This is a genomic window from Maribacter sp. Asnod1-A12, assembly GCF_045063735.1.
Taxonomy (GTDB): domain Bacteria; phylum Bacteroidota; class Bacteroidia; order Flavobacteriales; family Flavobacteriaceae; genus Maribacter.
This window is the reverse complement of record NZ_JBEFNZ010000006.1, coordinates 3,579,989-3,606,336: the sequence shown is the minus strand read 5'-3', so window position 1 is coordinate 3,606,336 and position 26,348 is coordinate 3,579,989. Positions and strand designations below refer to the sequence as shown.

The 26,348-nt window shown below is 34.3% G+C and carries 25 protein-coding genes; 10 read left to right on the top strand and 15 right to left on the bottom strand.

Annotation, left to right across the window (positions count from 1 at the left end; translation table 11 throughout):
- The first annotated feature begins 79 nt into the window (after nt 1-79).
- The 4 genes from folE (at nt 80) to ACJJVP_RS15625 (ending at nt 2,820) form a co-directional block, all read left to right on the top strand.
- Complete coding sequence (folE, locus tag ACJJVP_RS15640) at nt 80-679, top strand: GTP cyclohydrolase I FolE (RefSeq protein WP_036154140.1); 600 nt, start codon at nt 80-82, stop codon at nt 677-679.
- An 82-nt stretch (nt 680-761) separates the two neighbouring features.
- Nucleotides 762-1,061, top strand: coding sequence for a hypothetical protein (locus tag ACJJVP_RS15635; protein WP_036154141.1), 300 nt, complete (start codon nt 762-764; stop codon nt 1,059-1,061).
- A gap of 52 nt (nt 1,062-1,113) precedes the next feature.
- The gene (locus tag ACJJVP_RS15630) at nt 1,114-2,334 is read left to right on the top strand and encodes a sulfite oxidase (protein WP_405415032.1); all 1,221 of its coding nucleotides are present in this window, start codon (nt 1,114-1,116) and stop codon (nt 2,332-2,334) included.
- Entirely contained in the window at nt 2,335-2,820 is a 486-nt protein-coding gene (locus ACJJVP_RS15625) for a monoheme cytochrome C (RefSeq protein ID WP_405415029.1), read from the top strand.
- Between the two features lie 60 nt (nt 2,821-2,880).
- Here ACJJVP_RS15625 and ACJJVP_RS15620 read toward each other — a convergent pair whose 3' ends face one another.
- From ACJJVP_RS15620 to ACJJVP_RS15580, 9 genes are all read right to left on the bottom strand, one after another.
- Nucleotides 2,881-3,435, bottom strand: a complete 555-nt coding sequence (locus ACJJVP_RS15620) for a type 1 periplasmic binding fold superfamily protein (RefSeq protein WP_405415028.1) — start codon at nt 3,433-3,435, stop codon at nt 2,881-2,883.
- A 35-nt stretch (nt 3,436-3,470) separates the two neighbouring features.
- The gene (locus ACJJVP_RS15615) at nt 3,471-5,864 is read right to left on the bottom strand and encodes a TonB-dependent receptor (RefSeq protein ID WP_405415027.1); all 2,394 of its coding nucleotides are present in this window, start codon (nt 5,862-5,864) and stop codon (nt 3,471-3,473) included.
- 71 nt (nt 5,865-5,935) lie between these two features.
- Nucleotides 5,936-6,241, bottom strand: a complete 306-nt coding sequence (locus ACJJVP_RS15610) for a hypothetical protein (RefSeq protein WP_405415025.1) — start codon at nt 6,239-6,241, stop codon at nt 5,936-5,938.
- A 58-nt stretch (nt 6,242-6,299) separates the two neighbouring features.
- Nucleotides 6,300-6,614 carry a DUF6787 family protein gene (locus ACJJVP_RS15605; RefSeq protein WP_405415022.1) on the bottom strand — a complete coding sequence of 105 codons (315 nt, stop codon included), beginning with the start codon at nt 6,612-6,614 and terminating at the stop codon, nt 6,300-6,302.
- Nucleotides 6,615-6,644: 30 nt separating this feature from the next.
- Nucleotides 6,645-7,109, bottom strand: a complete 465-nt coding sequence (locus ACJJVP_RS15600; protein ID WP_405415019.1) for a DUF6146 family protein — start codon at nt 7,107-7,109, stop codon at nt 6,645-6,647.
- A 65-nt stretch (nt 7,110-7,174) separates the two neighbouring features.
- Nucleotides 7,175-7,807 carry a DUF937 domain-containing protein gene (locus tag ACJJVP_RS15595; RefSeq protein WP_405415017.1) on the bottom strand — a complete coding sequence of 211 codons (633 nt, stop codon included), beginning with the start codon at nt 7,805-7,807 and terminating at the stop codon, nt 7,175-7,177.
- Nucleotides 7,808-7,877: 70 nt separating this feature from the next.
- On the bottom strand, nt 7,878-8,828 hold the full coding sequence (locus tag ACJJVP_RS15590; RefSeq protein ID WP_405415015.1) for a D-2-hydroxyacid dehydrogenase: 951 nt from the start codon (nt 8,826-8,828) through the stop codon (nt 7,878-7,880).
- 182 nt (nt 8,829-9,010) lie between these two features.
- Nucleotides 9,011-10,075 (bottom strand): 3-phosphoserine/phosphohydroxythreonine transaminase, encoded by a 1,065-nt coding sequence (gene serC / locus ACJJVP_RS15585; RefSeq protein ID WP_405415012.1) that lies wholly within the window; start codon nt 10,073-10,075, stop codon nt 9,011-9,013.
- 64 nt (nt 10,076-10,139) lie between these two features.
- On the bottom strand, nt 10,140-11,210 hold the full coding sequence (locus tag ACJJVP_RS15580; protein ID WP_405415010.1) for an acyl-CoA reductase: 1,071 nt from the start codon (nt 11,208-11,210) through the stop codon (nt 10,140-10,142).
- Between the two features lie 89 nt (nt 11,211-11,299).
- On the opposite strand from ACJJVP_RS15580, the gene ACJJVP_RS15575 reads away from it, so the two are divergent.
- Nucleotides 11,300-11,650, top strand: a complete 351-nt coding sequence (locus ACJJVP_RS15575; RefSeq protein ID WP_405415008.1) for a 4Fe-4S dicluster domain-containing protein — start codon at nt 11,300-11,302, stop codon at nt 11,648-11,650.
- Between the two features lie 163 nt (nt 11,651-11,813).
- On the opposite strand, the gene ACJJVP_RS15570 is transcribed toward ACJJVP_RS15575, so the two are convergent.
- The 3 genes from ACJJVP_RS15570 to ACJJVP_RS15560 are packed head-to-tail and all read right to left on the bottom strand — an operon-like array spanning nt 11,814 to nt 16,637.
- Complete coding sequence (locus ACJJVP_RS15570) at nt 11,814-14,972, bottom strand: TonB-dependent receptor (RefSeq protein ID WP_405415006.1); 3,159 nt, start codon at nt 14,970-14,972, stop codon at nt 11,814-11,816.
- Between the two features lie 15 nt (nt 14,973-14,987).
- Nucleotides 14,988-16,001, bottom strand: a complete 1,014-nt coding sequence (locus ACJJVP_RS15565; protein WP_405415004.1) for a FecR family protein — start codon at nt 15,999-16,001, stop codon at nt 14,988-14,990.
- A gap of 57 nt (nt 16,002-16,058) precedes the next feature.
- Nucleotides 16,059-16,637 carry an RNA polymerase sigma factor gene (locus ACJJVP_RS15560; protein WP_405415002.1) on the bottom strand — a complete coding sequence of 193 codons (579 nt, stop codon included), beginning with the start codon at nt 16,635-16,637 and terminating at the stop codon, nt 16,059-16,061.
- A 202-nt stretch (nt 16,638-16,839) separates the two neighbouring features.
- On the opposite strand from ACJJVP_RS15560, the gene ychF reads away from it, so the two are divergent.
- Nucleotides 16,840-17,934 (top strand): redox-regulated ATPase YchF, encoded by a 1,095-nt coding sequence (ychF, locus tag ACJJVP_RS15555; protein ID WP_405416218.1) that lies wholly within the window; start codon nt 16,840-16,842, stop codon nt 17,932-17,934.
- Here the strand turns inward: ychF and ACJJVP_RS15550 are convergent.
- Both ACJJVP_RS15550 and ACJJVP_RS15545 read right to left on the bottom strand, forming a co-directional pair.
- Nucleotides 17,931-18,224: a chaperone modulator CbpM gene (locus ACJJVP_RS15550; RefSeq protein ID WP_405414999.1), complete on the bottom strand. Its 294-nt coding sequence runs from the start codon at nt 18,222-18,224 to the stop codon at nt 17,931-17,933. The two genes, ychF and ACJJVP_RS15550, sit on opposite strands and share 4 nt — an antisense overlap.
- 1 nt (nt 18,225) lies before the next feature.
- The gene (locus tag ACJJVP_RS15545) at nt 18,226-19,131 is read right to left on the bottom strand and encodes a DnaJ C-terminal domain-containing protein (RefSeq protein WP_405414997.1); all 906 of its coding nucleotides are present in this window, start codon (nt 19,129-19,131) and stop codon (nt 18,226-18,228) included.
- Nucleotides 19,132-19,369: 238 nt separating this feature from the next.
- Between ACJJVP_RS15545 and ACJJVP_RS15540 the strand changes: the two genes are divergently transcribed.
- From ACJJVP_RS15540 to ACJJVP_RS15525, 4 genes are all read left to right on the top strand, one after another.
- Nucleotides 19,370-21,235 (top strand): DNA topoisomerase IV subunit B, encoded by a 1,866-nt coding sequence (locus ACJJVP_RS15540; protein ID WP_036154168.1) that lies wholly within the window; start codon nt 19,370-19,372, stop codon nt 21,233-21,235.
- Nucleotides 21,236-21,260: 25 nt separating this feature from the next.
- Nucleotides 21,261-23,918 carry a DNA gyrase/topoisomerase IV subunit A gene (locus ACJJVP_RS15535; RefSeq protein WP_405414995.1) on the top strand — a complete coding sequence of 886 codons (2,658 nt, stop codon included), beginning with the start codon at nt 21,261-21,263 and terminating at the stop codon, nt 23,916-23,918.
- Nucleotides 23,919-23,926: 8 nt separating this feature from the next.
- Nucleotides 23,927-24,358 (top strand): large-conductance mechanosensitive channel protein MscL, encoded by a 432-nt coding sequence (mscL, locus tag ACJJVP_RS15530; RefSeq protein WP_405414993.1) that lies wholly within the window; start codon nt 23,927-23,929, stop codon nt 24,356-24,358.
- 107 nt (nt 24,359-24,465) lie between these two features.
- Nucleotides 24,466-25,422: a sterol desaturase family protein gene (locus ACJJVP_RS15525; protein WP_405414991.1), complete on the top strand. Its 957-nt coding sequence runs from the start codon at nt 24,466-24,468 to the stop codon at nt 25,420-25,422.
- A gap of 111 nt (nt 25,423-25,533) precedes the next feature.
- Here the strand turns inward: ACJJVP_RS15525 and ACJJVP_RS15520 are convergent, their stop codons facing one another.
- Complete coding sequence (locus tag ACJJVP_RS15520; RefSeq protein ID WP_405414990.1) at nt 25,534-26,343, bottom strand: TerC family protein; 810 nt, start codon at nt 26,341-26,343, stop codon at nt 25,534-25,536.
- Nucleotides 26,344-26,348: the final 5 nt, after the last annotated feature.

Genomic DNA, 26,348 nt, shown 5'->3' with positions numbered 1-26,348 from the left:
AATTTTACGTTTGATGATGAAAGAATTCATTAAATTTGTTCAACTTAAATTTAATTAGGTTAAACACAAATAGAAATATATGTCCCCGTATAAAAATTTAGAAGAATACAATCTTGAAATTACCGATGAAGTTAAAAGCAGATATTCATCTATAATTGATGAAATAGGCGAAGATGTATCTAGGGAAGGTTTGGTTAAAACACCTGAACGTGCAGCAAAAGCTATGTTGTTTTTAACACAAGGGTATCAGCAAGATGCTGTAGAGATTTTACAAGGGGCAATGTTCAAAGAAGATTATGATGATATGGTCATCATAAAAGATATTGAATTATACTCGTTATGTGAGCACCATATGTTGCCATTCTTTGGTAAGGCACATATTGCGTATATTCCTAACGGACAAATAGTTGGCTTGAGTAAAATACCCCGTGTGGTTGATGTTTTCGCTAGAAGATTGCAGGTGCAAGAAAGGCTAACACATGACATTTTAGAATGTATTAATAATACTTTGAAACCTAAAGGTGTTGCGGTTGTTATTGAAGCATCGCATATGTGTATGATGATGCGTGGTGTACAGAAACAAAATTCGGTAACTACAACATCTGGCTTTAGAGGTCAGTTCGAGAAAATTGAGACAAGAAACGAATTCTTGAAATTGATAAGCGCAAAACTTTCTTAATAGGTCTTAACTCGTCTTTTATTTATTTTTAAAATTTGGCATCTTTGTTGCATTCTTAAGTTAGAATAACTAATTTTTCAATATGTCAATTTTAAAAGATAAAAAATACAAGCAACTTTTTATGGGTTTGCTTTTTGACGGTATAGGTATGCTGTCTTTCGTTATACCATTTGTTGGTGAATTTTCAGATATAGTTTGGGCACCCTTAGCTGGTTGGCTTATGACTAGAATGTATAAAGGTAAGGTAGGTCAAGCAGCTGGTGCATTTACTTTCTTGGAAGAGATTATACCAGGGTTTGATGTTATACCATCATTTACACTTATGTGGTTATATACATACGTTTTTAAGGCGTCCAAAAAAGGGCAAACAATAGAGGTGTAAACTTACTTTTAGTTTATTAAAAATCTTAACTTTAGCTCAAATCACATGAGTTTTGAAGAGAAGAAATTTTGTTGCAAAATCTAGTTTAGGTGGTCTAGCTGCCTTATTAGGTGTAGATATAGTTTATAAAAATGTAATGCCAGCTGGTTATACTCCTGTAGCCTTACAAGATTCTGATCCTTTCAAATTATTCAATATAGACAAGGGAATGGTCGTTTTAAACGATAAACCTTGGAATATAGAGGCCCAAGCTCATCTCTTAGATGATAAAGTAACACCGAACAAATCTATATTTATTCGAAATAACGGACTCATTCCTGAGGAAATCGATGTAGAAAATTGGACGCTTACCATAGAAGGTGAATCCGTTCAACAGGAAAAAACGTACTCCCTAAAAGAACTTAAGTCTAAATTTAAACATCACACCTATCAATTAACACTTGAATGTGGTGGTAATGGTAGAAGTGAATTTGATCCACCTGCAAAGGGGAATCAATGGACCATTGGTGCTGTGTATTGTGCTAGTTGGACAGGTGTGCGATTGCGTGATGTTTTAAAAGATGTAGGTATTAAGAACGATGCCGTTTACTTTGGGTATCACGCTGCAGATATACATTTGAGTAGAGACCCAACAAAAGAACCAATTTCTAGGGGTGCACCAATGTCAAAGGCATTGCAAGACGAAACTATATTGGCTTTTAAAATGAATGGAGAGGATATACCATTAGCCCACGGTTATCCCTTGAGGGTGATTGCCGGTGGTTGGCCAGCTTCGGTTTCTGGTAAATGGTTACAGCGAATCAGTATTAGAAATATAGTTCATGACGGAACTAAAATGACAGGTACTGCTTATAGAGTGCCTTGTAAACCAGTGGCACCGGGTGAAAAGGTAGCAGATGAGGATATGTGTATCATAGAATCTATGCCGGTTAAGTCTTTAATTACATATCCTAAAACTGGGGCTACATTATCAAAAGGAAAGAAGTTGAATATTAGAGGACACGCTTGGGCTGGTGAGTTAGAAGTTGCTAAAATGGAATATTCCATAGATTTTGGTGCTACATGGAACACCTGTTCCATTGAAAAACCTGCTAACCGTTTAGCTTGGCAGCATTTTTCTGCAGAAATCTCATTTCCTCAAGAAGGGTATTACGAGGTTTGGGCAAAAGCTACGGATTCTAATGGGGTTAGTCAACCTATGTTATTACCTGGCTGGAACCCCAAAGGTTATTTAAATAATGCTTGCCATAGAATAGCTGTAAAAATCGCATAGATGAAAAAACAGAATCATGATAAGTTAAAACGCGATTTTCAAGTACTGTATAGAAAAATCATATTAGCAACTGTTATTGTGGCTATTGGAGGTATTGCTTTGATATATCTAACATTTGATCCTAGTCTATCTGCTTTCAAAGGAAACGAACCAGAAACAGAAATTATTGAAATGCCTGTTGATGATGATTTTGATAAAATAGAAAATGGAATTCATGTTCGTACCGGTTTTATTGATGCCCCTGGAATGATGACAACCGTTCAAAACTGTACCAATTGTCATTCTTCTAAATTGGTCATGCAAAATAGAATGAATGAAGAGCGATGGAAATCGACCATTAAGTGGATGCAAGAAACCCAAAATTTGTGGGATTTGGGAGAGAATGAAGCTGTAATTATCAATTATTTAGTGACTAATTATCCACCAAAAAAAGTTGGTAGGAGAGCAGTACTTACAGATGTTGAGTGGTATCAAGTAGAAGAATAACAAACATAAAAAAGCCTTTGAATTTTAATTCAAAGGCTTTTTTTTATAATCTGGTCTTCTTTACTCTACTGTTACACTAAAGGTTTGAGCAATGTCAGTCTCACCTCCAGCATCTGCCAAAGTACCGTCGTTTGGTTTTGTTGGCTCATGACGTAATGTAATAGTTATGCTTCCTGTACCAGCATCACCAGTTGTCAATTCAAACTCAAGTCCTATTGGATTTCCGTCGCCATCTTCATCAGAATAAGTTACATCTGTAAGAGAACCGGTTAGACCAAAGAAAAACTGGTGCTCATCAGCTTCTTCAGCTACTTCTTCCGTAATATCTTCTGAAGGAGTTTCAGTTTCGTTCAATAATACAATACTTCCTGTATAAGTAGTATTTGCAGTTAAATTGTCTGCAGTTATTACAGGTGCATCTGGTCCATCCCCATCTAAATCTTGAGATTGTAACGTTGCAGTACCATCAGCACTTGTTAAGGTAACCGTCATTGTAGTAATAATTTCTTCTTCGTTTACAATTTCTGGGTTATCATCGTCGCTAGAGCATGATGTAAATACTGTTGCCATTAAGCTTAATGCTAAAACTGTTTTTAAGGTTTTGTTTCTTTTCATAGTTGTACTTGTTTTAAAATGTTAGTAATTAAATATTAATAGTTAAAAATTAGGCGCAGACTTATATTTCTGCCCATATCGTCTGCAAAATATCGTTGGCGATTTAAATAATCACGATAATTGGTATTTAGTAGGTTGCTTGCACTTAGACCTACAATAAAATCATTTTTGTTTTTTAATGTAAAAGATGCTTCGGTATTTAGGGAAAAAAGATGATAAGCATCTGGTGGTGTATTGATATCCAAAATCACATTCTCTTGCTGTTCGGGCGAAAATACCTCAATATTATCTGGGTATCTCGTTTGTTCAAATACATACTGACTCTCTAGACTTACTAGAAAATTATTCCATTTAGGAATTTTATATGTAATGCTATTAGTGAAGTTGGCAGCAGGTATGTTTATCAGTGGTGTGTCTGTTTCTGTATCGGTACCTCTTACCCAAGCAAACTTATGATCTGTTCTTAAATAAGAAGACCAATTATTGTATAATGAAGCGTCAAGACCTAATAGAACGGCATCAGTCTGGCGATAAGACCATACGGGGAAAGCACCTCTTATAGTAAATTCTACACCTGTAGGTTCAACAATTATAAAGTCTTTAATACTATTTAAAAAAGGAGATAAAGTATAGCCCCATGTACTGGTATTTCTTTCTAAGGATGCGGAGAGTTTAGATGACGTTTCACTCTTAATTCTTAAATCGCCCAATTCTATACGTGCTGCAGAATGGTGTAGCCCGTCACTAAATAATTCTGATGGATTTGGTGCTCTTTGCGAGTACGCATAGTTAAAACGTAAATGATCTTTGTCGTTTATCTCATAATGAAATCCTGCTGTACCAGAGAAATTATGGTAGTCGAAAATGGGATTAACAAGTAATTGTGTGCCTAAATCTTCAATAATTATATCGGCAAAATCCTCATCATAACCACGTTCTTCCCATCGGGAAACTATATAGTATTTTTTTGAATCTATCCTGCTAAAGTCATAACGAGCGCCTGCATCTAATGTCCAATCACTGTTTAGTTCATAGCTGCCAATTGCAAATATTCCGAAATCGTATTTGTCGTAATCAGGTATTAGCCTTCTTACGCCTGTATCAGGATTTGCAAAGTTTGTTTGATATCTACCTAATGCACCTACTTTGAGGTCAAAACCTTCTTTTGCATCAAATTTTATATTGGTTAAAACAGAATGTGTTGTTAGTTTCAAATCTAGCGATGCTTTATCGGCATCATCTCCTACACGAATATCATATTCAAACCTTCTATTTTGTTGAAAATCATATTGTGTGTTCCATTTTCCAAAACCTTCAAACCTTCGGTAAAAACTAAGTTTTCCTAAATGATGGGTTACCTCTTGGTGGGGTTGGGTAATATCATAAGTAAAATCATTTATAACACTGGGTACATCACTATTAATTGCGCTTATTAAATCATCTACGTTTCCGATGTGAGAGGCTCTTAATATGCCAATCTCTGAATTAAAGTATGAGTAATAACCTTCCCAACCTTGTTCAAAATCGCGTTTTCCAACATTTAACGATAAACCGCTTTCGTTGATACCGGTGTTTGAAAGTATGTAATCTGGAGCTTCTAAATCTCCTAATTTTTTAAATGATCCTTGGGCTTTAATATACAGACCAGACTTGTACGATTTGGTCAATGATGATGTAATGTTACCACCACGACCATTAGACGATAGGTTTAATTGTGTTTTACCAAACAGAGAATCTGTTCTAACAACAGGTAACGGCTCTAGAACTATTACTCCGCCTATGGCATCGCCTCCATATTCAATTGCTGCAGCGCCTTTAATGACACTTATGTTCTGATTAGCATTGACATCAACATTTGGGGCGTGTTCTTCTCCCCATTCCATGTCCTGCATGCGAACGTTATTGTTAAGAATTAAGATTCTACTACCGTTTAAGCCTTGTATTACAGGTTTGACGATATTACCACCGGTATTTAATGTTGATACTCCTGCAATTTTTTTTAAAGCGTCACCTAGACTATTTCCACTATTTCGTTCTATATCTTTTACCGATAAAATATTCTCTTGTGCAGAGTTGGTACTTTTGGGAACGTCACCAATCACTTTTACCTCACTTAATTCTTCTAAATGGTGTTCTAACCTAATCTCGGAAAAAGTATCGCCATTGATTGTTATCGTAACAAATTTAGTAGTACACTCTGGGTGTGATATTTCTAATTCTAAAACTCCATCACACAAGTTTTTAAAAGTAAATTTTCCATTTTCTTTAGAAACTGTTGAGCGGTTTTTACCAGTAATATTAATAGTTGCACCACTTAACGTACTGTTGTCATGGAAATCAACTATTTCTCCTAATAATATTGAATTGCAATCTTGAGCACAAATAATTGAACTACAAAAGATTACGAAAACATATAAATAATATTTCATTATATAAGTTTAGCGCGAGTATATATCGGTTTAAAAATTGAAACCAATTTATCTAATGGAGTGTAGACTAGCTACGATAGGGAAGGGGGAGGTCTGCCGAAAGTGGCATACCTAAAATAAAATGAAGGTTCCTCTAAAACTAAAGGTGTAGCGCTTTTACTACTAAAAGTGATTAATGGTAATAGTATAAAAAGTAAAACTGCAACAAAAGCAAATTCAGAATTCTGATTCTGAATTGCCATATCACAAATACTACAATTTCCTATAGTGTCAATAGAATTGTCATCATGCGAATACACATGAAATGAAGTCACCTTAATTAGCATAAGGCAAAACAAAATAAATACAGAGATATATGTAAATATTGAATTCTTCACGTCGCTAAAGTACTAAAAGTAGTAGAACTGAATGTTAAAGAAAACCTAACAAAACTGTTTAGAATAAGAATCCTAAGCCTAATCTAGTTAGCATCTTTTTCTCAAAAGCCCAAAAGAATTTGAATTGTCCAAATAACCACCCATATATTACTAATAGTACTTGATAAAACGGAAAAATTAAAAGAATTCGTAATATCCAATAGATTGTTGTTCCCCACCATGCATCAGGAAAATTACCTTGTTGTAGGCCAATTAAATTTAAAAAAGGTTTAGCCACAAAGACAGAAGATGATCCGGTAATTGCAAATACAATGAAAATAACTGTTAATTGAAAATTACTGGTAACGCCCCAGCGCTCTTTTAATTTTTGCATGACATCTTTTGAGTAACGCAAATATACTTTTTAAATACGGGGTACAAAAGGACCCAAGCGTTGATTGTATTTTCGTTGAAAATAGATAAAATAATTATACAACTTATAATTTACTTCATATCCATAATCTATTTGACGGGAGTAGTCTATTTGTAATTCATATAGATTTGGATTGTATCTCAATGGCTGTAAAACTCTATTGTTCCATTCTAAAACCATAATTTGATTTCTTGATTCAAGAAAGTTTTGGGAATAATATCCTTCTGGTTTTGCTATAGATGCCAACCAAATATTAAAGCCAGGTTCAATAATAATAATTTCATATTCTGTTTCTTCATTAATTATTGAAATTGTATCGCCTTCAACTTTATTAAACAAAGATTGTTCGTCTTCGGTTATTGACAATTGTTGTTTAGCCGCACCACAACTTGCTAGAATAAGTAAAAGGATAGCTACTATTGAAAATATACAAATTATCTTATTGTTCTTATTCATAGAATTTAAGATACAAAAAAAGCCGCTTGCATTTGCAAACGGCTTATGTATAAAGATTTAAAATCTTATTTACCAAAAAGACCTCCTAAAAGACCTCCGATACCGCCACTACTTTTATTACCGCCCATTACCATACCGGCAACATCGTCTAAAATACTACCATCACCGTCTGCATCTAATAAAGAGGTAATTAAACTTTGATTTTCTTGAGGCTGACCACCTAACATACTACCTAAAAGAGCATTCATACCAGTACTGTCACTTACATTACTTTGTGCAGTTTGCTTACCTATCATTCCCATAACAATAGGAGCAGCTATTTTTAATATTTGAGCAACTGATCCAGAATCTATACCAGATTTAGCACTTAGAGCACTTTCTACTTGAGGTTGCTTGTCGCCAAAAACATGACTTAATATACCAGCACCATCTGCCATTACACTATCGTCAACACCACCGCCAAAAAGACCGCCTAAGTTATCTAAAATACCACCACTATGATTACTGGATAATGCACTCATTAAACCTTGAGCACCTTCTGGTGTAGAAACATTTTTTTTCATAGCACCAAGAATTAGTGGCATAGCCATACCTAGTACGTTTGCGGTTTTATCTGCTGGTTGATTTGTTTGACCTGCAACTCCGCTAATTAATTGTTGACCCATTGGGCTATTTAATAAATCTAATAATCCTGCCATTGTAATGGTTAATTTTATGTTTGTGTTGTAAAATACGAAAAACAGTCAACAATTTAGGTTGTTGAGTACGTTAATTTAATAATGTAATAATCTGCTCTGCTAATTCTAGTCCTATTCTTTCTTGAGCTTCTAAGGTTGCTGCACCAATATGTGGTGAAAGTGAAATGCTGGAATGCATTAATATTTTAATTTCAGGTTTTGGTTCTGATTCATAAACATCTAAACCTGCAAAAGCTACAGTTCCGTTTTCCAAAGCTTCAATTAAAGCAACTTCATCTAGTACACCGCCTCGGGCCGCATTTACGATACCAACTCCTTTTTTCATTTGAGAAAACTCTGATTTACCCAAAACATAATTGTCTTGACCTGGAATATGTAAAGAGATATAATCTGCTTTTTTTAGTAATTCTTCTTTAGTTGAATTCTTTAACTTGAATGTCACTTTCTGACCGTCAAAAAAGGAAAGTTCAATTTCTGTTTGTTCCACTTCTGGATCGCAATAAACAACGTTCATGCCTGCACCAATGGCAAGTTTTGCTGTAGCCTGGCCAATGTTGCCAAAGCCAAAAATACCCAAGGTTTTACCTCTTAATTCGGTACCTTTTGAATATGACTTTTTAAGGCCTTTAAAGTTACTATCACCTTCTAAAGGCATGTTTCTGTTAGCATCGTATAAAAAACGCGCTCCACCAAAAAGATGTGCAAATACTAATTCTGCCACAGATTCTGATGAAGCAGCTGGTGTATTGATGATATGAATACCTTTATCTTTAGCATAATCAACATCAATATTATCCATGCCCACGCCACCTCTACCAATTAGCTTTAGGGTAGGGCAAGCGTCAATTAATTCTTTTCTAACCTTAGTTGCACTACGTACCAGCAAGGCATCAATTTTATGATCGTTTAAATAGTTGGCTAACTGTTCTTGAGCAACAGTAGTCGTTAAAACTTCAAATCCTGATTTCTCTAAGGCAGCAATACCGTTTTGAGAAATACCATCATTTGCTAATATCTTCATATGTTTTACTCAATTATCGAGATTTTAATTCTCCGAGTTTTTCTTGACCATTCCGTTCTGGTAGGCCTCAAAAATTCACGTAGGCTTACTTAGAAATGCTTCGTGAGTTTATCTCGAATTGTTTTATTGTTATTTGAATACTGATTGAAATGTAAACTAATAAAGTAAATCGTTTGAAATGATTATCCTTTACGCTCCATTTCGCTCATTACATCTACCAATACACCAACACTATCTAGAGAAAGTGCGTTGTACATGCTAGCTCTGTAGCCACCAACAGAACGGTGACCGTTTAAACCATTAATACCAGCTTCTTTTAACATGTTATCAAATGTTGTTTTTAAAACTTCATCAGTAATATTAAAAGTTGCATTCATTAAAGAACGGTCTTCTATTTTCGCATACCCTTCAAAAACTGGGTTCAAATCTATTTCAGAATATAATAATCTTGCTTTTTTCTCATTTACTTCTTCAATGGCAGCTATACCTCCAAGATTTTTTAGCCATTCTAAAGTTAGCATAGAAGTATAAACCGCAAATACTGGTGGAGTATTGAACATACTATCTTTTGCAATATGCGTTTGATAATTAAGCATAGAAGGAACTTCTCTTGAAACTTTTCCTAAAATGTCTTCTTTGACAATGACTAACGTTGTCCCCGCAGGACCCATATTTTTTTGTGCTCCAGCATAGATTAAATCGAACTGAGAAAAGTCCATAGTTCTAGAAAAAATATCTGAACTCATGTCGCAAATTAAAGGACAATCGGTTTTTGGAAATTTCTTAAACTGTGTTCCGAAAATAGTATTGTTTGAGGTAATATGCAGGTAATCTAAACCTGATGGTACTGTATAACCTTTTGGAATGTATTTAAAGTTTTCATCTTTAGATGATCCAACTTCAACAATTTCCCCGAATAATTTAGCTTCTTTAATTGCTTTGTCGCTCCAAGTACCGGTATTTAAATAACCTGCTTTTTTTTCTAACAAATTATAAGCAACCATTAAAAACTCTAAGCTTGCGCCACCTTGAAGAAAAAGTGCCGTATAGCCTTTGTCTTTTAAATCAAGTAGTTCTAATGCCAATGATCTTGCGTTTTCCATTACGGCAACAAAATCTTTACTTCTGTGAGAAATCTCAATAAGAGAAAGTCCCGAGCCGTTGAAGTCCATAACTGCTTCAGAAGCTTTTAACAATACTTCTTTTGGTAATATACAAGGACCAGCGCTAAAATTATGTTTTTTCATTTTGTGTGTAATTTAAGGATGCAAATGTCAGGATTTTTTAAGAAATTACAGTCAGGATGACCATTTAATTCAAGGATGTTCTCAACAAGAAATCAACCGTATCTATACCATCTGCATAATCGTGCAATGAAGGCTTTTGTGTTTGTCCGAATGATATCTCACCATCTATGACACCTGATGAGACTATACATTGAATTTTATCTTTCTCTTTATTTAAATATTTTTTTAAAGTACTGATATCTTCATAATGCTCATAAAACAATGACGCAATAGGGGATCCAAAGCTTTCTTCTTCTTTTAAGATCAAGAAACCATTATCTAGTATTTTGAATTCGCTCATTAAATAAACTGCCTTGTTATAATCATAATTGTTAGCATATTTATTATGATTTATAATATCGCCATATGGAAACATTGCTTTAAAAAATGTATTAATGTTGTAATCTTTTGGAATATAGATTTTAGAGACACTTCTGCATCCTAATCCAAAATATCTAAAAATATCTTCACCAAGAGCAGTCAATTCTTCAGTAGTCTCATTGCCTGTTAAAACTGCTACAGAGTTTCTGTTTTTACGAATAATATTAGGTTTTTTACTAAAATAATATTCAAAGTATCTGGCTGTATTGTTACTACCGGTGGCGATTACAGCATCGTAGTTTTCAAGCTTTTCTTTGGTGAATATGACCCTGTCTTTAAATAATGGCTCGATTTCTATAAGATAATCAATAAGCAATGGAATCAATTTCTGATCGTTACTAGATAACTTTACCAATGCCTTGTTTCCTGTAATTAATACGCATAGAAGATCATGAAATCCTACTAAAGGTATATTGCCAGCCATAATTAGGGCTACAACTTTCTTTTGGTTAGCCTCTAGCTTATAGTTTTTAAGCCAGCTTTCTATATTTTCTTTGGTAAGTGCATTACCCCATTCTTGAAAAGCATGAATGCAGTTTTCTTCTGAAAACCAACCATTATAATGCTGGGCTCTTTCCGCTTCGGTTTTAATCCGCTCGATCCATTTGTCATTTAAATGGTCAGAAATTGTATTTGTTGTGACTAAATCACAAAATGTTCTTAGAAAATTTCCAAGTTTAACAAAAGCTTCTATACTAAGGTTGCTATGGGCCATTATATTTGTATACTAATTCAGTAGGAATTACCTTTGTGCAAAAATAAGCATGCCCGTTCTTTTTTGGGCATATTAATGAAGAAGAAATTATGGCAATTATAATAACAGATGAATGTATAAATTGTGGGGCTTGTGAACCAGAATGTCCTAATACGGCAATATATGAAGGAGCAGATGAATGGAGATATGCCGATGGAACTTCTTTAGATGGCAATGTTGTTTTGCCTGATGGTAAGGAAGTTGACGCAAATGACGTTCAAGAACCTATTAGTGATGAAGTTTATTACATAGCACCTGATAAATGTACGGAATGTATGGGCTTTCATGAAGAGCCTCAGTGTGCAGCTGTTTGCCCTGTAGATTGTTGTGTGCCAGATGATGATCATGTTGAAACTGAAGAAGTGCTTTTAGCGAAGCAAAAATTCATGCACCCAGAGTAAATATCTTATACTTTCTCTATAGGTTTTGATAATTGTAGTTAATCTTTAGACTGCTGTATTGTTTACCTTTTTATGAAGAAATTAAAATTACATAACAAACTTGTTTTAAATAAAAAAAGCTACCTAAATGAATAGGTAGCTTTTTTATTAAAACTAAATCAAACTAAAATTTATAATTCAACGATAGGTTGAACATAGTTCCTAATTGGCTAAAATGATAGCCATCATAGGTCATTTGAGAATAACGCTGATTGAAAGTAATTAAATCTGACTGATTTTGAATTTCAGTTTGTCCGCTTGATGTTATCGTAGTATCATCAATTATTGCTTGTCCAGCATCATTTTCAGCTTTAAATGACCATTCAGGAAGAATATCCAAAATGTTATTGATATTTAATGCTATCGTCAATTTATCTGTAGCACTGAAATTAACACCTAAATCTGTAACTATTTTTGGTGTAAACTCTGTTCTTAAATTTGAGTCTAAACCTTGTTGCTTAAATGTAGTTTTTCCGAAATATGTATTGTTCAATGAAAAACCGAATTTATTGATGTCATAGTTAGCACCTAAAATCCATTTTGTTTTTGGTCTAGATGTAAAGAACAAAGCTTCTTGCGTATCATTTACTACAGATTGGCCTGAATCTTCAACTAACGCAATATCTTTTACCTCACCATCACGTTCATTTTGAATGGTGTAGTTACCAGATAAATTAAGGCCTAATCTTCCAGCGCCGATTTGCATATTTTTTTTACTGATAACTACATCTATTCCTGATGTTTTAGTATCAATTGCATTAGAAAAGAAACTTATATCACTTAAGTTATTTTCTCTTAATAAATCATCTAAAGCAGTGGTACCTATGTTGTTACCGTCATCATCAAAATCAGTACCTCCAATTTCTGAACCTAAGACGATTCTATCTTTTACAGAAATGTTATAATAATCTACTGTGAAGCTTATATTGTTATCAAACTTACCTCCAAAACCAATTGTGAAATTGTTTGAAGTTTCTGCATCTAATTCTGGAATACCTAAAAGTTTAGCTTGTGTAGATACATTGTTTACTAAACCTCCAACTTGAATACCTTGACCTGGAACAAAGCTATATTGTGCTTTTTGAGTATAAATTTGGTGTAAGGTAGGAGCTCTAAACCCAGAAGAAATAGATGCTCTTGCTGTTAGGTTATCTGTTAATTTTAAACGTGAACTAAATTTGTACACGAATGTGTTTCCAAAATCAGAATAGTTTTCTGTTCTAACAGTACCACTTAATAAAAATGCATCAGATACATCATAATCTAAAGATAAATATCCGCCAAAGTTGTAACGGTTAAATTTACCAGAATTTTCTGGACTGTTACCTGAGAAAGAATCTGCACCACCACCGTCGTAAGATGCTAGTTCACCTTCAATAACTTCAAAAGTTTCATTTCTAAACTCAGCACCAACACCAATACTAACTTTATCAGAAAGAAGTCTAGATATATCAATGTTACCTACGTTGTGGGTAAACTTGGTTCCACCTGGGTCAAAAGATTGCTGACTGTTTTCTCTGTATAAAGTAGAAAAAGATATTTCACCGTCATCAATATTATGATTTTCATTTGCATCCGTCCAAACAGGAGGAGAGGCAACATCATTTCCATTATGGGAATTACTTACTGTATATGTCTGTGTATTTCCACCAGTAGTGTAACTTGCGTCAATGTTCCAATCATTTTTAACTGTTTTAAAGCCAATTGTTGCGTTGTAATCGCTCAATAAACCTTCAAATGTAGGTAGGTAACCATCATATCCATTTTCTGTAGTTGGGTTGTCACCAGGGTAAAAGTCTGCTAAATATGGAAAACCACCATCTTCATCTAAAGTTCTCCAATAGGGGGTTCTGTAGTTTGCAAAACTATTCACTTTCTTATAAACATATGCTGCGTTACCATATAAGCTAGTGTTTTCGCTGAGCTCATAACCAAGGTTTAATTCAAATTTAGAAGAAGCGGTTTCAGGAGAACCATTTACATTATTTGCATCTGGGTTTCTACTTAAAAATTCTTCAACGAATGCTAAATCTGCACCAAAACCTAAATCTGCATCAGCTTCACCTAAAGCGCTTACTGTACCTGGTCTATTAGCTTGGTTGACTTTTGATAAATCAATTGTATAATTAATGAAACCTTTGTCTTTGCTTAAGGTTGTACCATTGTTTACAGCAACACCGAACATTTCACCATCACCTTCAGAAGTTATACCTGTTCTAACGGTTGCAGAACCTTCAGTTGGACTGTCTTTTAAAATAATGTTCATTACACCTGCAATGGCATCAGAACCATATTGTGCAGAAGCCCCATCACGTAATATTTCAACTCTTTTAATTGCATCTGTTGGTATGGCAGAAATATCTGCACCTGTTTCACCACGGCCTGGAGATGTTTGTGTATATAATAATGCACTTAAGTTTTTACGTTTTCCATTTATTAGTATCAATGTTCTACTTGGTCCCATATTTCTAATTTCATAAGGGTCTAATAATGAAGTCGCATCATTTACGGGCGTTTGTACCGTGTTGAAAGACGGTATTTTGTATTGTAAGGCCTTATCAAAAGATACTTGACCTGTTGAACTTAGATCCTTAGCGCCAATTACATCTACAGGTAATGGTGAGTCAGCATTACTTCTTGGAGCTGTACGAGAACCTACTACGATAAATTCATCTAGTTGCATGCCTTCGGACAGCTGTATATTAATCGTGTTTTTTCCTGCAGTTGAAACTTCTTGAGTTTCAAAACCAATATAGCTAAATACTAATTTAGTATCATCAGTTACATTGATAGTGTAGTTTCCATCAAAATCAGAAGTAGTACCGTTAGTCGTACCTTTCTCGATAATGTTAACTCCTGCCAAAGCCATTCCATCTCCATCTGTTACTTTACCGGTAATGCTGTTTTGAATTTTTTCATTCAAAATTATTGCAGTAATGCCATTCGTACTTGAATTAATCTTTAAGACTTTGACTCTTTCTGGTTTTTTATGGTAAACAACATAATATTTATTGCCTAGATATTCAAAATCAAAACTAGTCTTGCGCTCTAGTTTATTAATAATCTTATCTAGTGCCGGGAATTTGTATTCCTCAGGGTTTAAACTGGTATTGGATACCAAAGCTGGGTTGTACGTGAAAAAGACTTCGTGTTTTTCACTGACCTCATTAAGAAACTCGCTTAGGGTAACATTTTCTTTGAGTTCATTAGCTGCTGTTACACTGGTGATGCTTGAAAAAAGCATTACCGCAAGCAGTAATCTCATTAGTTTGTTCGTTCTCATAAATAAATAGTTTAGTTAATAAATAGGGTTTTCTTGCACTCGTAAAATATTGTTTTTGTTAATTATTCTTGTTCCTGTAGCTTTTTCGATAGCGGTAATACATATTTGTAAATTCTGATTAGGTATGCCACCAGAAATGGGTAATTCTTTTAAGTGTTCCGATTCGAATTGAACTTTTAGTCCGTATGTAGTTTCTATATTATACATTACTTCTTTTAGCGGAATTTCATTAAAAGCATACGTTCCACCTCGCCATAGGGCATAAGGAGTTTCAATATCTACTTTTTGGTGAGTTAGTCTATTGCTTTCATTTGAAAAAGAAACCATTTCACCAGGTATCATTTTCGTAACCTCTCCATTGTTTAATTCCAAATGAATAGAACCTTCATCAAGTACTACATTGGTTTTCTGTTTTCTTGTGTTAACATGAAATTGAGTTCCTAATACTTCAACTTTAAGGTCTTCTGTAATTACCCAGAATTTAGCATTTGTGCTAGGTATAGATTTAACTTTGAAGTAGGCTTCTCCTTTTAAATTAATAAGGCGAGGATTGTCATTTTCATAAGATATCTCAGAATTTCCATTTAATACAACAGAAGTGCCATCTGGTAACTTTAAATCTATTATTTCTCCAAAATTGGTTTTGTGAATAGTTGTTGAGCTATTATTGAAATATGAATAGCTGGTGTAGCTTATTAATACAAGTAATACTGCAGCGGCTGCAGTAATTATAGTACTATTTATGGTACGTGTTTTCTTGATCTTAGGTTTTGTAGAAGTCGTTAGGTCTACTTTTTGTAAAACACTTGTCAGTGCCTTGTCTACTTTTTCGTTATCTGGATATTGTTGGTTGAAATTGATACCTGTAATTATAGATTTTGCATTTTCTACAATTTCTATATGTTCAGGGTTGTTCTGAATCCAATTATTCCAGTATGTGATATCATTTTTGTTTAAGCCTTTAGCCCAGTTTTCAAATGAAGCATCCGTTAAGAAATAATTTAAGTCGAATATATTTTTGTTGTCCATTTAGTAAGGTGTTCCATTAATAAGAGACTGAACTCCTAAAAATATACCCTACTATTTTCAACTTTTTTTCAAAATAGTTTTAATTTGTTGATTTTCAGATGCTATACGAAGTTTTCTTAATGCTTTTTGTAGTGTGTTTAAAACGCTTTGGTAGTTCATGTCCATTACTTCAGCGATGTGAGTTGTAGTCATTCCGCCGTAGTACTTTAAATAAATAGCTTCTTTTTGTCTTGGTGATAATTGATTGATAAGTGTAGCAAGAGTAGAGGTGCAAAGAAATTGTATCTCTTGATGAATAGAAATTTCTTCTACAGAAAATGTAAAATTATTCTTGAAAAGTTGTGCTTCTGATATGGGAATATTTTTTTGACTTTTTTGTAATTGTTTAATTAACCTGCGTTTGAAAGATACAAATAGGTATGCTTTTAAGTTGTTGATCGAGTTCTGCTTTTCTCGGTCTTCAAATAATTGAATAAAAAAGTTTTGTAGGCAATCTTCGGTCAATTCTTGATTATTGCTCAACTTTAAACCATATACGTGTAGTTGTGGGTAATACTTTTTGAAAAGGAGGCTAAAGCCATTGGCTTCGCCCTTTTTAAAAAAATACCATATAGTTTCATCAGAATGAAGTTCCATATATTATCACGTGTTGCTTATAGCAAAGTAAGAATTATATCTTAAAATATGTTAAAAAAACTTACTTTAACTGTAGTTTAGCTATAATAATTGTGTAATATTTAAAAAATTATTATAAAATCTATCATAAATGTTAGATAAAAATTTGAGCGTAAAATCTACAAGTAAAAACTATATTTGCATCCTTGAAATATTATTAATTATGAAAGCAGGTATTGTAGGATTGCCAAACGTAGGTAAATCAACACTTTTTAATTGTTTATCCAATGCGAAAGCCCAGAGCGCAAATTTTCCTTTTTGTACGATTGAGCCTAATATAGGCGTGGTAAATGTGCCAGATGCCCGTTTGCAAAAATTAGAAGAGTTGGTTGATCCAGAGAGAGTTTTGCCTGCCACTGTAGAGATTGTTGATATTGCCGGACTGGTTAAAGGAGCTAGTAAGGGTGAGGGATTAGGAAATCAGTTCTTAGGAAACATTCGTGAAACAGATGCTATACTTCATGTGTTGCGTTGTTTTGATAATGACAATATTGTTCATGTAGATGGTAGTGTTGATCCTATTAGAGATAAGGAGACTATTGATATGGAGCTTCAGTTAAAAGATTTGGAGACCGTTGAAAAGAAATTAGAGAAGGTAAAAAGAGCAGCTAGAACGGGTAATAAAGATGCCCAGAAAGAAGAGGCTGTTTTGCTTGCCGTAAAAAACGGATTAGAAGCAGGTACTTCTGTAAGGGCTATTGAAATTGAGGGGGAATCTAGGCTGGAGTTTGTAAAACCTTTACAGTTCATTACAGATAAGCCGGTGATGTATGTTTGTAATGTAGATGAAGATGCTGCGGTGTCTGGTAATGCATATGTTGAAAAAGTGAAAGAAACGGTTGCAGCTGAAAATGCTGAAGTTATTTTCTTAGCGGTTGGTACGGAAGCGGATATTACGGAGTTGGAGACTTATGATGAGCGTCAAATGTTTTTAGAAGATTTAGGTTTGGAAGAGCCTGGTTCTGCTAAATTGATACGTGGAGCTTATAAGTTACTTGATTTGGAAACTTATTTTACTGCAGGTGTTAAAGAAGTTCGTGCTTGGACTATACCCGTTGGAGCAACTGCCCCACAAGCTGCGGGAGTTATTCATACCGATTTTGAAAAAGGCTTTATCCGTGCAGAAGTTATCGCTTATGATGACTACGTTGCTTTAGGTAGTGAAGCAAAAGTTAAGGAAGCTGGTAAAATGAGAGTAGAAGGTAAGGAGTACATTGTTAAGGATGGAGATGTAATGCATTTCCGTTTCAACGTTTAATGTTCATATATAGTCAACCGATCACGTAGCAGTTTTAATTCTTGCTCCAATCGGTTGACTTTTTTTATCATATGGTTTAAGGTGTCTATACCTTCCATATTAATTCCTAGCTCTTCTCGTAATCTATAAACACGTTCAATTTCTACAATAGAATGTGGTTCAACATAGATTTTATTTTCAATTTGCTGTACTTCGATCATTTCAAATTCTAAAAGGTCATCTATGAATTCGATCGGAGTTTGTGTTCGTTGACAGTATACTTCTATCTGTATGTAGTTTTCTGAATTCATATTATCGTAATTCTGAAAGTTGTTTAAATAATTCTTTTTCTTTTTCTGAAAGCCTTGTAGGCATAATTACTTTATAGGTAATGTATAAGTCTCCATGAGTACCATTTTTCTTATAAACCGGCATACCTTTTCCTTTCAATTTCACCTTGGTGTCATTTTGGGTTTCAGGTTTTACTTTTAATTTTACTTTTCCTGTCAAGGTTTCTACTTCTAAAGAACTTCCTAGCATGGCATCATATAATGAGATTGATTCATTTTTATATAAATCGTTCTTCACTCTTTTGAAGTTGGTGTTATTATTTATTTCAAATGTTAAGTATAAATCTCCCTTGGGGCCGCCATTCATACCTTCTCCGCCATAACCGGCAATTTTAATGGTTTGGCCATCTTCAACTCCTGCGGGTATAGTTATTCTAATTTTTTTAGCTCCTAAGTCAAGGGTTTGTTTTTGGTCTTCAAGAATATCTAATAGGTTTAATTTTAAAGTTGCATTTAAGTCTTGACCTTTAAATTGTGTTGATCTTTGTCTTCCGCCACCGCTAAAACCACCTCCGGCACCACCGAACATAGATTCAAAGAAATCTGAAAAATCTTCTTGTGACCCGGTAGAACTGGAATATGTTCTTTTGTTTCCGCCAGAAGAGCTGCGTTGGTTTCTTTTTGCTTCTTCAAAAGCATCGGCATGTTCCCAATCTTTACCGTATTGGTCGTATTTCTTTCTCTTTTCGGGATCACTTAAAACTTCGTTCGCTTCATTTATACGCTGAAATTTTTCTTGTGCGCTTTTATCGTTCGGATTTAAATCTGGATGAAGTTTACGCGCTAATTTTCGATATGCCTTTTTTATATCGGCTTGTGATGCCTTCTTGTCAATTTCAAGAATTTTGTAGTAATCAATAAATTCCATAGCTATTCAAAATCTACATTAAAGATATAAAAAGGATAAAATTATTGTCATGATACATGTCATAATTTAACTTGTCTTTTTCACTAATTTTCAATATTTAACTTTTCCCACAATTGTTGTAAGCACTACGAGCTATCAACAAACAGGCTTATTTTATTGTTAATTACTTTAACAGATAGCTATTTTATTTTTTGCTGAGTGGTGCTATCTTTAACGCAACTTTCATAAACTTTTTTAAATGTCTCAAGACGGAACTCAATATACTGAAGATAATATACGCTCGCTCGATTGGAAAGAACATATCCGATTACGACCTGGTATGTATATCGGTAAATTAGGTGATGGTTCGTCTGCAGATGATGGTATCTATATTTTGTTGAAAGAGGTTATAGATAACTGTATAGATGAGTTTGTAATGGGTGCCGGTAAAACCATTGAAATCTCTATTAAAGATAAAGTGGTAAAAGTGAGGGATTACGGTCGTGGTATACCTTTAGGTAAAGTAGTAGATGTAGTTTCTAAAATGAATACTGGTGGTAAGTACGATAGCCGTGCCTTTAAAAAATCTGTTGGACTAAATGGTGTTGGTACCAAAGCGGTAAATGCCTTGTCCAGTTTTTTTGAGGTTCAATCCTCTAGAGAGAATCAATTAAAAACGGCTCAGTTTAGTTCTGGTAATTTAGAAAAGGAAATTGGTCCTGAGGAAACGGGAAAAAGAAAAGGAACCAAGGTTACCTTTATTCCTGATGACACTATCTTCAAAAATTATAAATACAGAAATGAGTATGTAGAACGCATGCTTAAGAACTATGTATACTTAAATCCAGGTTTGACCATTGTTTTTAACGGTGAAAAGTTTCATTCTGAAAATGGACTAAAAGACCTTCTTGAGGATAATAATAATGTTGAGGATATGCTGTATCCTGTTATCCATTTAAAGGGAGATGATATTGAAGTAGCTATTACACATAGTAGAACACAGTATAGTGAGGAGTATCATTCTTTTGTAAATGGTCAACATACAACGCACGGTGGTACGCACCAAGCTGCTTTCAGGGAAGCCATAGTGAAAACAATCCGTGATTTTTATGGTAAATCATATGATGCATCAGATATAAGGAAATCTATAATTTCTGCCATCTCCATAAAAGTCATGGAGCCCGTTTTTGAAAGTCAAACGAAAACAAAATTGGGGTCGACCGAAATGGGTGGCAATTTTCCAACGGTTAGAACTTATATAAATGATTTTGTTGGTAAATATTTAGACAACTACCTTCATAAGAATGCTGATACTGCAGAGAAGCTTCAGCGTAAAATTATGATGGCAGAGAAGGAGCGTAAAGAGCTTTCTGGGATTAGAAAGTTGGCACGTGACCGAGCTAAGAAAGCTAGTCTTCATAATAAAAAGCTTCGCGATTGTAGAATACATTTAGGTGATATAAAGAAAGATAGACGATTAGAGACTTCCTTGTTTATTACGGAGGGAGATTCTGCATCTGGATCAATTACAAAATCTAGGGACGTAAATACGCAAGCTGTTTTCAGTCTTAAGGGTAAGCCTTTGAATTCTTACGGCATGTCCAAAAAGATTGTGTATGAGAATGAAGAATTCAATCTTTTACAAGCTGCTTTGAATATAGAGGAATCTATTGAAGATTTGCGTTACAATAATATCATAATCGCAACCGATGCCGATGTTGATGGTATGCATATTCGTTTGCTATTAATAACCTTCTTTTTGCAGTTTTTTCCAGAACTGATCAAAGAGAATCATTTGTATATTTTGCAAACTCCATTATTTAGGGTTAGAAATAAAAAAGAGACTATTTATTGCTATAGTGATGAAGAGCGACAAATGGCTATAAACAAGCTAAGCGGCAAACCTGAAATAACCCGATTTAAAGGGCTGGGTGAAATATCACCAGATGAGTTTAGGCATTTCATCGGTGATGATATTAGATTAGAACCTATTATGCTTGACAAGGCTATGTCTATTGAAGAACTATTAAGTTTTTACATGGGTAAAAATACCCCTGACAGACAAAAATTCATAATCAACAATCTTAAAGTGGAAGTTGATTTGATAGAAGATAAAGTAGTATAAATTAAGTTAATACGATTGCTTCTGAATGGAAGAAAATGACGATTTGAACGAGGAAATTAACGACAACCTTTCCGAAGAGAATAATGAGAATATTGATTCTTCTGATGCATTAACCAGAGTCTCTGGCATGTATAAAGACTGGTTCTTGGATTACGCATCTTACGTAATTTTAGAGAGAGCGGTACCTGCCATTGAAGACGGATTCAAACCTGTACAGCGCCGTATCATGCATTCGTTAAAAGAACTAGATGATGGTAGGTATAATAAAGTCGCCAATGTAGTTGGTCATACCATGCAATATCACCCTCATGGGGATGCTAGTATTGCTGATGCCATGGTGCAAATTGGTCAAAAAGACCTGTTAATTGATACTCAGGGTAACTGGGGTAATATTTTAACGGGTGATAGGGCAGCTGCATCAAGATATATTGAAGCGAGATTATCAAAATTTGCTTTAGAGGTTATTTTTAGTCCCAAAATTACAGAATGGCAGGCTTCTTATGATGGAAGAAAGAAGGAGCCTGTAAACTTGCCGGTAAAATTCCCTCTGTTATTGGCTCAAGGGGCGGAAGGTATTGCTGTTGGTTTATCTACTAAAGTACTTGCTCATAATTTCGTTGAACTAATTGATGCTTCTATTAAGCATCTAAAAGGGCAGCGATTTAAAATCTATCCTGATTTTCCTACAGCTGGTATTATAGATGTTACTAATTACAATGACGGTCTTAGAGGTGGTAAAATTAGAGTCCGCGCAAAGATATCTCAGTTAGATAAGAATACACTAGTAATCAATGAGATACCTTATGGTACTAATACTGGTAGTTTAATAGATTCAATTTTAAAAGCCAATGATAAGGGCAAGATAAAAATTAAGAAAATAGAGGACAATACTGCCGCTGATGTTGAGATTTTAATACATCTTCCATCGGGTATTTCTCCAGATAGAACTATTGATGCCTTGTATGCTTTTACCTCTTGTGAATCTTCAATATCTCCTCTAGGATGTATTATAGAAGACAATAAGCCTTTATTTATTGGAGTAACCGAAATGCTTAAGCGATCTACCGATTCTACGGTAGATTTGTTGAAACAAGAGCTAGAAATTCAACTTAAAGAGTTAGAAGAGCAGTGGCATTTTGCGTCTTTAGAGCGAATTTTTATTGAAAATCGTATTTATCGTGATATCGAGGAAGAGGAAACTTGGGAAGGGGTAATAAATGCTATTGATAAAGGTTTGGCTCCTTTTACGAAACACTTAAAACGTGCGGTAACTGTAGAAGATATTACTAGACTTACAGAAATTCGTATTAAAAGGATATCTAAGTTCGATTTAGATAAGGCTCAACAGCATCTAGAAAGTCTTCAAGAGCGTATTGCAGAGGTTAAGCATCATTTAGCTAATCTCATTGAATTTGCCATTAACTACTTTAAAAATCTAAAAGAAACCTACGGTAAGGATAGAGGTCGTATGACTGAAATTCGTGTTTTCGATGATATTGAAGCTACAAAAGTTGCTATCAGGAACACGAAACTTTATGTCAATAGGGAAGAAGGTTTTGTGGGTACTTCGCTAAAGAAAGATGAGTATGTGACGGATTGTAGTGATATTGATGATATTATCATGATTACCAGTTCTGGTAAAATGATGGTATCAAAAGTAGATTCTAAAATATTTGTGGGTAAAGGCATTATCCATGTCGCTGTATTTAAGAAAAAAGACAAGCGTACTACTTATAACTTAGTTTACAAAGATGGTAAGGGTGGCGCTACCTACATTAAACGTTTTAATGTTACAAGTATAACTAGGGATCGGGAGTATGATTTAACTACGGGTAAACCGGGGTCTCAAGTATTGTATTTTTCCGCTAATCCAAATGGTGAAGCTGAAGTGATTACGGTTTTACTACGTCAAGTCGGTAGTATTAAAAAATTAAAATGGGATATCGACTTTTCTGATGTGCTTATTAAGGGAAGGGCTTCAAAAGGGAATATTGTTACTAAGTATTCTGTTAAGCGTATAGAATTGAAAGAAAAAGGGGTTTCTACCCTTAAGCCAAGAAAAATTTGGTTCGATGATGTTGTACGAAGATTGAATGTAGATGGAAGAGGTGAATTATTAGGGGAATTTAAGGGGGATGATCTAATCTTGGTTATAAATCAAAAAGGGGTTGCAAAAACCTTTTTACCGGTACTTACTTCTCATTTTGATGATGACATGATCGTATTGGAGAAATGGATACCTGAAAAGCCTATTTCGGCTATTTACTGGGAGGGTGAAAAGGAACGATATTATATCAAGAGGTTTTTAATCGAGAACGAAAACAAAGAAGAATTGTTTATTTCCGAGCATCCTAAGTCATATTTAGAGCTTGTTTCTACAGATTGGAAACCAATGGTTGAAATAGAATTTCCTAAACCTAGAGGTAAAGAAGCTAAAGAGAGCGAATCTGTTGATGTTGAAGATTTTATATCTATTAAGGGAATAAAAGCTTTAGGTAATCAGTTTATTACAGAGAAGGTTAAAAATATAAATCTGCTTGATCCTTTGCCTTACGAACCTGAGGTTTCTGAAGAGGTTGAAAATATCGAAGTTGTAGATGAGGAAAATGTAGCATCTGAAAATGATTCAGAAAAATCTAATGGAAGTGATAATGCTGCAGACGAACCAACATTGTTTGATTAATCGGTGATATGAAAAAATTTTTCGAGGAGTTTAAGAATTTTGCCATAAAAGGCAACATGATTGATTTAGCTGTAGGTATCATTATAGGTACAGCATTTAACAAAGTTGTAAGTACTATTGTTTCTGCGATTATTATGCCGCCACTTTCTTTATTGACCGATGATGTTAATCTTTCAAATAAGAAATGGATACTTAGGGATGCAAACGGCTCTATTGAAGAAGTTGCGGTAGGTTATGGAGAACTTATTGAATCTTTAATAGATTTTGGAATTATAGCTTTTACCATATTCGTTATGGTGAAATTTATAAATAGATTTAAAGAAAAATCTGAAGACCCATCTAATAAAGAAGTAGAAACACCTAAAAATATTGTTTTGTTATCTAATATGGAGAAATTATTAAGAGAACAAAATGAGATACTTAAGGGTGGGGATAAGTAATGATTAGCTTTATTATTGAGAAGTCTTATTGTAATATAGAAAGTTAAGATTAGACAATTTTATAGAATAGTTGGTTTTATAACTACCTTTACAAAAATTTTGAATTAATGGATTTTACTAACCCTCTGGTGTACGGTGCACCAGCATTTATAGCCTTTATTTTATTAGAACTTACCTACAGTAAAACTCATGGAGACGATGATCTTTATGATTGGAAAGATTTTGCTGCCAGTAGTGCAATGGGTATTGGCTCCGCAATTATAGGACCACTGCTGAAAGTTGTGTTGTTGGTTGTGCTTTTTGAGTATGCTTATGAATTTTTTAACCCTTTAGTAGATGGTGTTAGAACCAATATAATGGGATATGAATCTTTCGGATATGCTTGGTATGTATGGTTGCTTTGTCAGTTGGCCGACGATTTTACCTACTATTGGTTTCATAGGGCAAACCATGAAATTCGAATATTATGGGCCGCGCACATAGTACATCATTCATCTGATAATTTTAATCTTGGTACAGCCATACGTAATGGATGGTTTACTTTGTTGTATAAGCCTTTTTTCTATGTTTGGATGCCTATAATTGGTTTTCCTGTTGAGATGGTGGTAGTTTGTTTGGCTATTGAGTCGTTCTGGCAATTTCAGCTGCATTCGCAGTACGTTCCCAAAATGGGATTTATTGAGAAAATATTTAATACGCATACCATGCATCAAGTACACCACGCTCAAAATGTGGAATATTTAGATAAAAACCATGGTGGATTCTTAAATTTCTTTGATAAGATTTTTGGTACTTGGAAAGAATATGATGAGAATATTGATGTGAAATTTGGTGTTATACATGCTCCTAACTCTAACAATCCAATAGTTATTCTAACTCATGAGTTTAAGGATATTTGGGCAGATACTAAGAAGTCTAAAAAACTAAGTCATAAGTTGATGTATATTTTCGGACCTCCGGGATGGAGTCACGATGGTAGTACCATGACCGTTAAGCAGCAGCAGCGCTTGTTTAAACAGCAAAAGGAAGCTAACCCAAGTATTTCCTTTGATAGACCGAATTAAGGCAAGTTAAATGACTAAAATTGGTCTATCGATTCCTTGTCAATATTATAAATAAAAATCCCGATTGAGTATAAGCTCAATCGGGATTTTTATTTTAGCTTAGTTATTTTCTTAGTCCTTTATCTCACTAATCGGTTTTTTGTTCTTTTTCATTCTGAGGTCGAAGAACTCTACCATCAATGAGAAAGCTATAGAGAAATATAGGTATCCTTTAGGTATAGTGCCTACCTCATTGCCAAATACTATTAGGTGACACAAGTGAGCTGACTCTGCAATTAGCATAAAACCTATTAGTATTAAAAAAGATAACCCAAGAATCTGTATTGAAGGATGCCTGTTTACGAATTCACCTACGGAGTTAGCGAATAGCATCATTATAATTACAGAGATGACCACTGCAACAATCATTAATACAAGTGCATCATTTGGGTTAGGGGAGATTCCATTAGTCATACCTATAGCGGTTAGAATAGAGTCGAAAGAAAAGACAATGTTAATAACCGTTATTTGAAGTATCGCATTTGTTAATGAAGTTGATCTTGCTTTTTTTACTTCTCGTTCATCATGACCTTTGTCTTCTACTTTTTCATGTATCTCTTTTGTACTCTTGTAGAGTAAGAACAATCCCCCTAGAAAAAGAATGATACCTTGGCCGCTTATTCCGCCAGTTATCCATTCACTATCAAATACCCAAAACGGCTTCTTCATTGATGTAAGCAATGAAATACCGAATAGAAGAAGTATACGCATAACCATTGCTAGTACTAAGCCTAAATTGGTTGCTTTCTTCCTCTGGTCGGCCTCAAGTTTGCCGGCGGCGATAGAAATGAAAATTATATTATCAATACCTAATACAATTTCTAAAAAAGTCAAGGTAAGCAGGGCGATCCATGCATCCGGATTTGTGAAAATTTCAAACATGGTTA

Excerpts from the sequence above, each read along its gene's own strand:
- folE (WP_036154140.1), top strand. The coding sequence starts at position 80 with ATGTCCCCGTATAAAAATTTAGAAGAATACAATCTTGAAATTACCGAT.
- ACJJVP_RS15635 (WP_036154141.1), top strand. The coding sequence starts at position 762 with ATGTCAATTTTAAAAGATAAAAAATACAAGCAACTTTTTATGGGTTTG.
- ACJJVP_RS15625 (WP_405415029.1), top strand. The coding sequence starts at position 2,335 with ATGAAAAAACAGAATCATGATAAGTTAAAACGCGATTTTCAAGTACTG.
- ACJJVP_RS15620 (WP_405415028.1), bottom strand. The coding sequence starts at position 3,435 with ATGAAAAGAAACAAAACCTTAAAAACAGTTTTAGCATTAAGCTTAATG.
- ACJJVP_RS15615 (WP_405415027.1), bottom strand. The coding sequence starts at position 5,864 with ATGAAATATTATTTATATGTTTTCGTAATCTTTTGTAGTTCAATTATT.
- ACJJVP_RS15605 (WP_405415022.1), bottom strand. The coding sequence starts at position 6,614 with ATGCAAAAATTAAAAGAGCGCTGGGGCGTTACCAGTAATTTTCAATTA.
- ACJJVP_RS15600 (WP_405415019.1), bottom strand. The coding sequence starts at position 7,109 with ATGAATAAGAACAATAAGATAATTTGTATATTTTCAATAGTAGCTATC.
- ACJJVP_RS15595 (WP_405415017.1), bottom strand. The coding sequence starts at position 7,807 with ATGGCAGGATTATTAGATTTATTAAATAGCCCAATGGGTCAACAATTA.
- ACJJVP_RS15590 (WP_405415015.1), bottom strand. The coding sequence starts at position 8,828 with ATGAAGATATTAGCAAATGATGGTATTTCTCAAAACGGTATTGCTGCC.
- serC (WP_405415012.1), bottom strand. The coding sequence starts at position 10,075 with ATGAAAAAACATAATTTTAGCGCTGGTCCTTGTATATTACCAAAAGAA.
- ACJJVP_RS15580 (WP_405415010.1), bottom strand. The coding sequence starts at position 11,210 with ATGGCCCATAGCAACCTTAGTATAGAAGCTTTTGTTAAACTTGGAAAT.
- ACJJVP_RS15575 (WP_405415008.1), top strand. The coding sequence starts at position 11,300 with ATGGCAATTATAATAACAGATGAATGTATAAATTGTGGGGCTTGTGAA.
- ACJJVP_RS15570 (WP_405415006.1), bottom strand. The coding sequence starts at position 14,972 with ATGAGAACGAACAAACTAATGAGATTACTGCTTGCGGTAATGCTTTTT.
- ACJJVP_RS15565 (WP_405415004.1), bottom strand. The coding sequence starts at position 16,001 with ATGGACAACAAAAATATATTCGACTTAAATTATTTCTTAACGGATGCT.
- ACJJVP_RS15560 (WP_405415002.1), bottom strand. The coding sequence starts at position 16,637 with ATGGAACTTCATTCTGATGAAACTATATGGTATTTTTTTAAAAAGGGC.
- ychF (WP_405416218.1), top strand. The coding sequence starts at position 16,840 with ATGAAAGCAGGTATTGTAGGATTGCCAAACGTAGGTAAATCAACACTT.
- ACJJVP_RS15550 (WP_405414999.1), bottom strand. The coding sequence starts at position 18,224 with ATGAATTCAGAAAACTACATACAGATAGAAGTATACTGTCAACGAACA.
- ACJJVP_RS15545 (WP_405414997.1), bottom strand. The coding sequence starts at position 19,131 with ATGGAATTTATTGATTACTACAAAATTCTTGAAATTGACAAGAAGGCA.
- ACJJVP_RS15540 (WP_036154168.1), top strand. The coding sequence starts at position 19,370 with ATGTCTCAAGACGGAACTCAATATACTGAAGATAATATACGCTCGCTC.
- ACJJVP_RS15535 (WP_405414995.1), top strand. The coding sequence starts at position 21,261 with ATGGAAGAAAATGACGATTTGAACGAGGAAATTAACGACAACCTTTCC.
- mscL (WP_405414993.1), top strand. The coding sequence starts at position 23,927 with ATGAAAAAATTTTTCGAGGAGTTTAAGAATTTTGCCATAAAAGGCAAC.
- ACJJVP_RS15525 (WP_405414991.1), top strand. The coding sequence starts at position 24,466 with ATGGATTTTACTAACCCTCTGGTGTACGGTGCACCAGCATTTATAGCC.
- ACJJVP_RS15520 (WP_405414990.1), bottom strand. The coding sequence starts at position 26,343 with ATGTTTGAAATTTTCACAAATCCGGATGCATGGATCGCCCTGCTTACC.